The organism is Micromonospora sp. MP36 (assembly GCF_008119785.1).
GTDB lineage: Bacteria > Actinomycetota > Actinomycetes > Mycobacteriales > Micromonosporaceae > Micromonospora.
The window spans coordinates 1-519 of sequence record NZ_VSFA01000301.1 but is presented as its reverse complement, the minus strand read 5'-3'; the positions used below and the strand labels follow the sequence as shown (position 1 = coordinate 519).

Genomic DNA, 519 nt, shown 5'->3' with positions numbered 1-519 from the left:
GGTGTGCGGGGCCTCGTCGGGACGGGTGCACGGCTATCACTGGCGGACGGTGGCCGACGTTCCGGTCGATGGGCGCCGGGTGGTGGTCCGTGTGCGGGTGCGGCGTCTGGTGTGCCCCACGCGCGGCTGCCGCCACACCTTCCGCGAACAGGTTCCCGGGGTGCTGGAGCGATACCAGCGCCGCACGGCCCGTCTGAACAGGCAGGTCAAAGCCGTGGTCAAGGAGTTAGCGGGCCGGGCAGGGTCGCGTTTGCTGGCGATACTCGCCATGGGCCTGTCCCGTCACACGGCCCTGCGCGCCCTGCTGCGCATCCCGTTGCCCACCGGGCGGACGCCTCGTGTGATCGGCGTTGACGATTTTGCTCTGTGCCGGCGGCACCGCTATGCCACGGTGGTGATCGACGCCGAGACCCATGAACGGATCGAGGTACTGCCCGACCGCACCGCCGCCACGCTGGAAGCGTGGCTGCGTGAGCATCCCGGCGTCGAGGTCGTGTGCCGCGACGGCTCGGCCACCTA

1 protein-coding gene is annotated in these 519 nt (G+C 70.5%); it reads left to right on the top strand.

The features are described from left to right. The coding region (locus FXF52_RS41265) for an ISL3 family transposase (RefSeq protein ID WP_148805081.1) at window positions 1-519 on the top strand (519 nt) is incomplete at both ends.